This window comes from Peptoniphilus indolicus ATCC 29427, assembly GCF_000227315.1.
GTDB classification, from domain to species: domain Bacteria; phylum Bacillota; class Clostridia; order Tissierellales; family Peptoniphilaceae; genus Peptoniphilus; species Peptoniphilus indolicus.
This window is the reverse complement of sequence record NZ_JH165061.1, coordinates 305,782-313,937: the sequence shown is the minus strand read 5'-3', so window position 1 is coordinate 313,937 and position 8,156 is coordinate 305,782. Positions and strand designations below refer to the sequence as shown.

Annotated in this window: 7 protein-coding genes; 6 read left to right on the top strand and 1 reads right to left on the bottom strand. The window is 30.1% G+C overall.

The window, feature by feature from the left end; genetic code table 11:
* Positions 1-50: 50 nt before the first annotated feature.
* The 5 genes from HMPREF9129_RS01405 (at position 51) to HMPREF9129_RS11300 (ending at position 5,457) form a co-directional block, all read left to right on the top strand.
* A complete protein-coding gene (locus tag HMPREF9129_RS01405; RefSeq protein ID WP_004819568.1) occupies positions 51-929 on the top strand; it encodes a hypothetical protein in 879 nt (292 codons plus the stop codon).
* Positions 872-3,418 (top strand): S8 family serine peptidase, encoded by a 2,547-nt coding sequence (locus tag HMPREF9129_RS01400; protein WP_306424712.1) that lies wholly within the window; start codon positions 872-874, stop codon positions 3,416-3,418. The genes HMPREF9129_RS01405 and HMPREF9129_RS01400 overlap by 58 nt, the downstream gene beginning before the upstream one ends.
* 50 nt (positions 3,419-3,468) lie before the next feature.
* The gene (locus HMPREF9129_RS01395; protein ID WP_004819564.1) at positions 3,469-4,698 is read left to right on the top strand and encodes a Cna B-type domain-containing protein; all 1,230 of its coding nucleotides are present in this window, start codon (positions 3,469-3,471) and stop codon (positions 4,696-4,698) included.
* A gap of 266 nt (positions 4,699-4,964) precedes the next feature.
* On the top strand, positions 4,965-5,291 hold the full coding sequence (locus HMPREF9129_RS01390; RefSeq protein WP_004819561.1) for a phage holin family protein: 327 nt from the start codon (positions 4,965-4,967) through the stop codon (positions 5,289-5,291).
* Between the two features lies 1 nt (position 5,292).
* On the top strand, positions 5,293-5,457 hold the full coding sequence (locus HMPREF9129_RS11300; protein ID WP_004819559.1) for a hypothetical protein: 165 nt from the start codon (positions 5,293-5,295) through the stop codon (positions 5,455-5,457).
* Positions 5,458-5,481: 24 nt separating this feature from the next.
* Here the strand turns inward: HMPREF9129_RS11300 and HMPREF9129_RS01385 are convergent, their stop codons facing one another.
* Positions 5,482-6,606 carry a pyridoxal-phosphate-dependent aminotransferase family protein gene (locus HMPREF9129_RS01385; protein ID WP_004819557.1) on the bottom strand — a complete coding sequence of 375 codons (1,125 nt, stop codon included), beginning with the start codon at positions 6,604-6,606 and terminating at the stop codon, positions 5,482-5,484.
* A 478-nt stretch (positions 6,607-7,084) separates the two neighbouring features.
* On the opposite strand from HMPREF9129_RS01385, the gene HMPREF9129_RS01380 reads away from it, so the two are divergent.
* Positions 7,085-7,693, top strand: coding sequence for a recombinase family protein (locus HMPREF9129_RS01380; protein ID WP_040552129.1), 609 nt, complete (start codon positions 7,085-7,087; stop codon positions 7,691-7,693).
* Positions 7,694-8,156 lie beyond the last annotated feature (463 nt).

Below are 8,156 nucleotides of genomic sequence, written 5' to 3'. Positions count from 1 at the left end.
TGTGATATATTTACATATGTCAATTAAATTTTTAAAGGAGGATTTAGAAAATGAGAGGAAAAACAAGTATCAGTTTTTTACTAGCTTTTGTTATGTTTTTTTCACAAGTATCTGTTTCTTTTGCAAATGAAATTAAATTTTCAGCTAAGAATACTGAGAATAGTTTGAAAGTTCATAATGAATTTATAGAAAAAACAGCAAATAAGTACAAAGATGATGATCAAGTGGAGATTATTGTTACTTTAAAAGATGACAAAGAGGAACTTTTAAAGGCAATGAAGAACGATTATAGTCAAAAAAAGGTTGCTCCTTATACAAAAGTAGCATCAATTGATTATTATGAGGCTGAAAGGCAAGCTAAATTGTATAAACCGCAAACTGTTCTAAAACCAACTGATGAACATGGTGTAGTAAATACAGTTAGGTATAATCTAGCTACTCAGAATTTATTTGAGTATGCACTTGATAATAAAGGCTATAGGTTTGAAATTATAAATCATATAGATTATATTTTTAACGGAATCGGGATAAAAACTAATTATAAAACTGCAAAGGAGATTGCAAAACTCCCGTATGTAGAATTAGTAGAACCTGTTGTTGAATACAAGAGAGTAGAACCTATCCATACTGAGATGCACACATCTACAAGTATTATTAAAGCCAATAATTTAAACAAGACAGGTTATACAGGTAAAGGAACTGTAGCAGCAGTTTTAGATACGGGATTATGGCATGGAAGTGAAAGTAAAATAAAACCTGAATTTAAAGATGATAAATTAGATAAGACTGCTTTAAAACTTAAAGCAGAAGAAGCTAAAGCATTAATTGCAGAGATAAATTCACATAAAAAAATAATGCTGATGCTTTTTATATTAACAATAAAATTCCATTTGCAAAAGATTATTATAAATTTGGAGATAGTGAAATAATTGATATTACCAATGATCATACTTCTCACGGGACTCATGTTTCAGGTATATTAGTTGCAAATGGAGATCCTGAGCAAAATCAAATAAGAGGTGTTGCACCTGATGCACAGCTTTTATTTATGCAGGTTTTTAATGAAGTTGGAGGAGCAACGGGTTCAAACTTTATAGCAGAAGCTATAAACGATGCTATTAAATTAAAGGCGGATACTATTAATATGTCTCTTTCTATGGGAAATGTTGGTAACACAAGATCTGGAGATAAAATTATAGAAAATGCTATTAACAAAGCTACAAGCGCTGGCATTACAGTAGCTGTTGCAGCTGGAAATTATGGTTCGTCTGCTTATCCAAAGTTGGAAGTTAGAAGAGATAACTTTGATTATGGCACTCTAAGAGATATGGCAGCTTTTGAAAATTCTTTTTCTGTAGCGTCTTTTAATAATGAAAAACTTTATACTAACTATATTAAAATCGTGGGTAGTGAAGTAATAGTTCCTGCTTATTTAACTGATGGATTTGCAGGTGCAGCTATTAGTAATAATTTCAACAGGGAAGAAGAAAAAGAACTTGAAGTAATAGATGCAGGGATCGGAACGGATGAAGATTTTAAAAGATTAAAGGAACAAGGCGTAAAGTTTGAGGGAAAGGCTGTTATTATGAGAAGGCAGCCAGGGACTTTATATGTGACAAAAGTTGGAAATGCAAAAAAATATGGAGCTCTTTTAGCAATTGTCTACAATAATGTAGGCGATGAGCTTCAAAGTATGGGAGTAGGAGATTACTCTTCATCGATGCCATCTTTATTTATAGGGCAGAAAGCAGGAGAAGAAATTGTAAAAACGAAGGCTAAGGTAGTGTTAGGGAAAGGGTCTATAGTAATAGATAATCCTAATAAAGGGAAGATGTCTGATTTTTCAAGTTGGGGAGCAACTATTGATTTAGGGTTTAAGCCTGAAATTACTGCTCCTGGTGAGGGGATTTATTCAACTAATACCGGAGCACCAGATGAGTATATAAGTATGAATGGAACGTCTATGGCATCTCCTCATATAGCTGGAGCAAGTTTAATTTTAAGGCAATATTTAAAAGATAAGGCGCCTGAATTAGCTAATAGGGATGATATTTCTTATGTAGTTAAAAATATTATGATGTCAACTGCCAAACCTGTAATTGAGCCTTTATCCAATGTAGAATATTCACCTAGAAAAGAAGGAGCAGGATTGGTAGATTTAAAAGCGGCAACTGAAACTAGGGTTTATGCTTATGAAAAAAATACCAAAGAATCAAAGGTCAACTTAAAAGAGTTGCAAGAGAATGAGTCTTTTGATATAGATTTGAAAAATTTTGGGGACACAACTGCATCATATAAGGTATCTCTTGTTATAAATACAGACCTTGTAAATGAAAATCACATAACTTTGAGACCTAGAAGAATAAGTGAACAAGACATTGGAAGAATAGATGTAAAACCAAAAAGTATAGCAGAACAAAAAGTAACTATTAATGTTTCTAAAGAAGAACAAAGAAAATTAATAGAAGATATGCCTAATGGGTTTTGGATAGAAGGATTTGTATATTTTAAATCAGAAAAACCAGAGGAATATCCTGATCTGTCTATTCCTTTTATTTCTTTAAAGACAAAGGGTAATTTAAATGCAGGAGCTGTAGGGGTTATTGAACCTTTAATTTATGATTTAAACAAAGGGTTAAATAATTTAAATATGTTTTATAATGAAAAGAATAATGAAGAAGTTGGAAGGTATCAAAGTTACTCTCCGATAGAACAATACAAGACTATTGGTTTAGAAGTTGGAGGAACATTAGAGAATTTAAAGGCGAGAAAGGATAAGATAGCAATTTCACCAAATGGAGATGGTATAAGCGACAATATTATGCCTAAACTTGTTTTGAACAGATATATTTCAAGAATCTTTTTTGGAATTGAAAAGGATGGTAAAAATATAATAGAGACTTCGGCTATGAGCGGAAGCAAACTTGATCAATTTAAAGGGGTGTTTTTTAATTCAAACCTGATTTTAACAGTGAATGATGATATTAAAGATGGAGAATATGATTTAGTAACTACTGCTATAACTGATTATTCTGAAGCAGGAATCAGAAACGAGTCTAGTGACTATGAAAATGATGAAAAGTATGTTCTTAAAAACAAGATAATAATTGATAGAAATAAACCAAGAGTTACTAAGGTAGAAGTATTTGGTAATAAAGCTATATTGAATTTTACTGATCAATATCCTGAATTTAAAGGTTCGGGCGTTAAGTTAGTTGAAATTAAAGATAAAAGTCCTGGAAATATTATAGCAATAAAGGATGATCAAACGTCTTTAAGCATTATATTACCAGAAGGAAAAACTGTAAAAGATACAAAAGTTGCAATAGAAGACTGGGCAGGGAATAGATTAGAAGGAACTATTGAAGAGCTTAAAGAAAAACAGTTTATAAAGCTATTAATGTTGTACCTATTGTAACTAATTCAGCATATAATGCTAAAGGCTTTTCTTACACAATAATAAATAAGATGACAAATCAAAAAGTGGAAGATGATAAATTAATTGCAGGAACCTATATTGTTAAAGTTACAGACTTGACAGGGGGATTGGAACTAGTTGATGAAAGAGAAAAAGAAGTTGTTTTAAAAGATGAAGATATTTCAAAGACAGTTTTCTTTAAAATATTTAGACCCGAAGATGCTAATAGAGATAAAGTGGATACTGTTACTTTGAGCTATCTTAAAGGATTTAATGGAAGTGAAAATTATGATCCTAAAAAGATAAAAATAACTGCTACAAATTTAATAGGTCAGGAATTTGAGTTTAAACAAAGTGATTTTAATGAACTTGAATTTATAAATGACTTGAATTTAGGGAAAGTTTATAATTTTAAGATTAGTCTTGAGGACTCTGAATACATAGCAGTTCCATCAGAATTTAGTACGAAGCTTAGTTATAAGGATCAGGTAAGAACATTCCAAGTTTATAAAAAAACAGATAAGTTGCTTGATACTGTAGATATAAATGTCAAATATGAATTTGAAGAAAGCAATATTTATCCTATTGATAATAAATTTGTTCAGTTATTAGTAAATGGAGTTGCGCCTAAATATGATAATGGTTACCCTAAAATGGGAACAAGGATAGAGATAGATTTTTCGAATAAAGGAACTTTTTATAACATGCCAAAGTATGACAGTTCTGGGAATATAATCAACTATGATATTCAGGCTCAGTATAATAGAAGACATGATTATGAACTGGCAGGATATAATAAGGATTGGGAGTTAGATAAAATTGAAAAGGTTTCTGACTACAATTTTGTCATTAAATACAAATTAACTGAAAAGTCTAGAACGGAAGGAAAAGCAGGAAATTATAATCCTAAAGTAGATGTTTCTGTTAAGGCAAATTGGGAAGGAGAATATATTGATAAAAATAATTTACCTGATGTGTATTTTAAATTAATGAATGGCAACAAAATTGTTAAAGGACCTACAAAACTTGAATATGGAAAAGATACTTTAGTTTGGAAGGATCTTCCCAAAGAAAAGGACGGACTGACAATTTATTATAGTGTTGAGATGGTAAATGCAGATGGAAGCCCTTGGAAAGCTGAAAATTTTGAGGGGGGAAGAATTATAAGAAGAGGTAACACCAACGAAGAAGATATTAATTCATTTAATTTCTCAGTTACAAATTCTTTTATTAAAAAAAGAGGAAATAGATTTATAACAAAAGAAATTCATGTAAGATAAATTATAAATGTAAGATGCTTAGATTAATATTGAAGCATTAATTAAGATATCATAATAGAATAGCAGTTAGTCTTAGTAGAACTTAATTAAAAATTATTAAAGTTTATTAACTATTTTATGTATCAACCTAAATTCTTAACAAAGATAAAGGGTTGATACATTTTTTATATATGTATTCATTTCTTTAAACAAGAGGAATTTATTTATATGGTATTGTTTATAATTTTCTATAAGTGGTATAAAATACTTAAATATGGAGGTTGAAAATGAAATTAATTATAAAAGTGCTTGTAAGTGCATTGGCAATAGCAATAGCAGCAGCTCTTAGTCCTATGAGAGTTTCAAATTTTTCAGCGGCGATAATGGCTGCGATTGTAATGGGTGGTTTGGATTGGTTAATAGGTAATTACACAAATTTGAGAACGTCTTCAGCTGGAAGAGGCGCTTCAGGATTTTTGGTAGGAGCGGCTGTAATTTATATTACCGGTAAATTGGTAAGTGGATTTTCATCTGGAATTATAGGTTCATTGATAGGAGCGGCAGTTCTTGGCATTGTAAGTGCAATAATACCGGGAGAAAAGACATTTAAATAATATGTTAAAAAACAAATTTTTAAAGGGAAGTTATTATTTTATAGCATTTGCAATCTTTTCAAATATGATTGCAAATGAAAACGACTTAAAGATTAGATTGTTATTATCTGTAATGATAGTAGCATCTTTGAGTTATTTTTTTAACTTACTAAGAAATAAAGATTGAATAAGATAAGTTTGGGCGAAGTTATTATACTTCGCCTATTTTTTCACAAAAAGAGTCATAGAGAGATATTTTTAACTCAACTCCAAGCTCTTTAAAACATTCATCTAAAGCTTTGAAGAGAGCTTTAAAGTTATCTTTTGAAATATTTTGACCCATGTGTCCGATTCTAAAAAGTTTTTCACTCATATTTCCAACGCCTTTTGATATGGCAATATATTTCTGTCTCATCAATTTAAGAAGACTTTCGGATTCAATTTCATTTGGCATCAGTACGGCTGTTACAGTATTAGAACGGCAATTTTTTGCATAGAGTTCAAGTCCTGCTGATTGAATTATTTCTCGAGTTATATCAGCGTAAGTTTTGTGAAGTTCTATTGAATTTCTGTTAAATAGCTCTTCAAGTGCAATGTCCATTGCATAAATTAAATTTTCATTCATTGTGTAACAGAAAGGTGCGCCTTTAAAATCATAGTAGTTTTTAAAGTTCATATAGTATGAAATTACGGGAGTTTTTCTGTCATCAATGACTTTTTTGGCTCTATCTGAAATAGTAACTATGGTTATTCCAACCGGCGCTGAAAGACATTTTTGGCTTCCTCCGAGCAACACATCTAAGCCGCTTTCATCAAAGTCGATAGCTTCTCCACCCAGTGAAGAAACACAATCAGCTATTGTAAGTATGTTGTATTTTTTTAGTACGCTGACTATTTCGTTTAAATCATTGGTAAGTCCTGAAGGAGTTTCACAGTGCACGAAAGTTGCAAGTTTGAAGTTTGAATCTTGTTGTAAGAACGAATCCAGTTTATTTACATCAATGCCATTTCTAAAATCAAACTCCAACACGACAGGGGTTCCACCGGCAAACTTTACATAGTCTGCAAAGCCGGCGCCAAAGAAACCATTTGATAGTACTAAGACTCTATCTTGTGGCTCCACAAGTGAAATTATGGCTGCTTCAAGTCCCATAATTCCCTCGCCAAGCATGAAAAAAGAAGTAGCTTCTGTATTTAGTAATTTTGAAATCTTTTTTTCAACGCTTCTGTGAAAAACTTGATACTCCGGGTCTAAGTCGGGGTTTGTTTTTGATTTAGAAAGTGCATTTAAAACTTCAGGGGATATTGAAGTTGGACCGGCACAAAGAATTTTCATTTAATCACCTCAAATACATTATATATGATATTGTCGGGAATACAATTTTAAGTAAGGATACTTTTTATATAGCAAAAACTTTTTAGAAATAGGATAAATTTTAATTATATACATTTGAAAAAGTATAAGGGTTTAGATCAGTAAAAATTTATTTGAAACTAGTTTCTATATTTTTACCACCTGTTAAGTCAAGGATGATAGAGTGATTATCGTCCTTTTCTTATGTGAAAATTTAGAGCAATGTTAAAAATGACAATAAAAATATTAAGTTTAATAAGTATATAAATATTTTAATTTATAACAAGAAAATATATTATAGTGTATGGAATAGTTTAATGTATAGCTCTAGAATCTAGAGACATCAAATTAATAGTAGGGTTTAAATTTAAATTATGAATAGCAAATTTTATCAAACTATGGTATTTGATTTGCAGAAAAAGTAAATACATATTTTTCTATGGGAATGGGAGGGAAAAAGGTGAAATATGGCTACGTAAGAGTATCAACCAAAGAACAAAATGTAGATAGGCAAATGTCAGCTATTCTAGAAGAGGGAATTGAAATAAATAAAATATACATTGATAAAGCAAGTGGTAAAGATTTTAATAGGAAAAAATATAAAAGACTTATAAAAAGAATAAAGGAAGGGGATGAACTCTATATAAAATCAATAGATAGGTTGGGAAGAAACTATGATGAAATTATAAAAGAATGGAATAAAATTACCAAGGAAAAAAATGCAGATATTATTGTCTTGGATTTTCCACTTCTTGACACAAGAGCTAAAGTCAATGATTTAACAGGGAAATTTATAGCTGATATAGTTCTTCAAATATTATCTTATGTTGCTCAAATAGAAAGAGAAAATATCCATCAAAGACAAATGGAAGGCATAAGAGAAGCTAAAAAAAGAGGAGTCAAATTTGGCAGGGTTAAAAAGGAAATACCAAAAGAGTTTTATAATTTAGCAGAAAAATGGAGTAGAAATGAAATAAGTCTTAGAAAAGGAGCTAAAGTTTTGGGAGTGAGTCATACTACTTTTTCTAATTGGGTGAAAGAAAAGGGATACTATTTGAGAGAAGTGTAAAAAATACTAGACTTTGATTTACAGATAAAAACCTATAAATCAAATATCTGCTCAACATTTAATAAATCCATTAAATCCATAATAAAGTTCATAATAAACCTATTTTAAATATTATACTACAAAGCGGAATTCAAAGTCTAAAATTCTTGACATTTTAACCCTAGATTTGTTTACATTAAGGGCAAGAAAAGGAGAAATAATAGAGCTTGGGAATAGGAATTGATTTATATAGAGCATTAAAGACAAAATTATATTTTATGAGTTGCTATTTGTAATTTTTAAATTTATAAAAGTCTGTTAATAGAAGTTGAATTAATTAAAAGAATAGGAGTTAAATTGTTCAATAATAGTTACTTGTATAGAATTAGAATCTATTATTATTGGCTTGTATGAGTCAAGGTAATAAATATATTATGCAAAGAAATTGAAAAATAGCTGAATTTTCTTAATTGATTATTGAAGA

What these genes read in the sequence shown, in the direction of transcription:
- HMPREF9129_RS01395 (WP_004819564.1), top strand. Translation starts at nt 3,469, where the DNA reads ATGACAAATCAAAAAGTGGAAGATGATAAATTAATTGCAGGAACCTAT.
- HMPREF9129_RS01405 (WP_004819568.1), top strand. Translation starts at nt 51, where the DNA reads ATGAGAGGAAAAACAAGTATCAGTTTTTTACTAGCTTTTGTTATGTTT.
- HMPREF9129_RS01385 (WP_004819557.1), bottom strand. Translation starts at nt 6,606, where the DNA reads ATGAAAATTCTTTGTGCCGGTCCAACTTCAATATCCCCTGAAGTTTTA.
- HMPREF9129_RS01390 (WP_004819561.1), top strand. Translation starts at nt 4,965, where the DNA reads ATGAAATTAATTATAAAAGTGCTTGTAAGTGCATTGGCAATAGCAATA.
- HMPREF9129_RS11300 (WP_004819559.1), top strand. Translation starts at nt 5,293, where the DNA reads ATGTTAAAAAACAAATTTTTAAAGGGAAGTTATTATTTTATAGCATTT.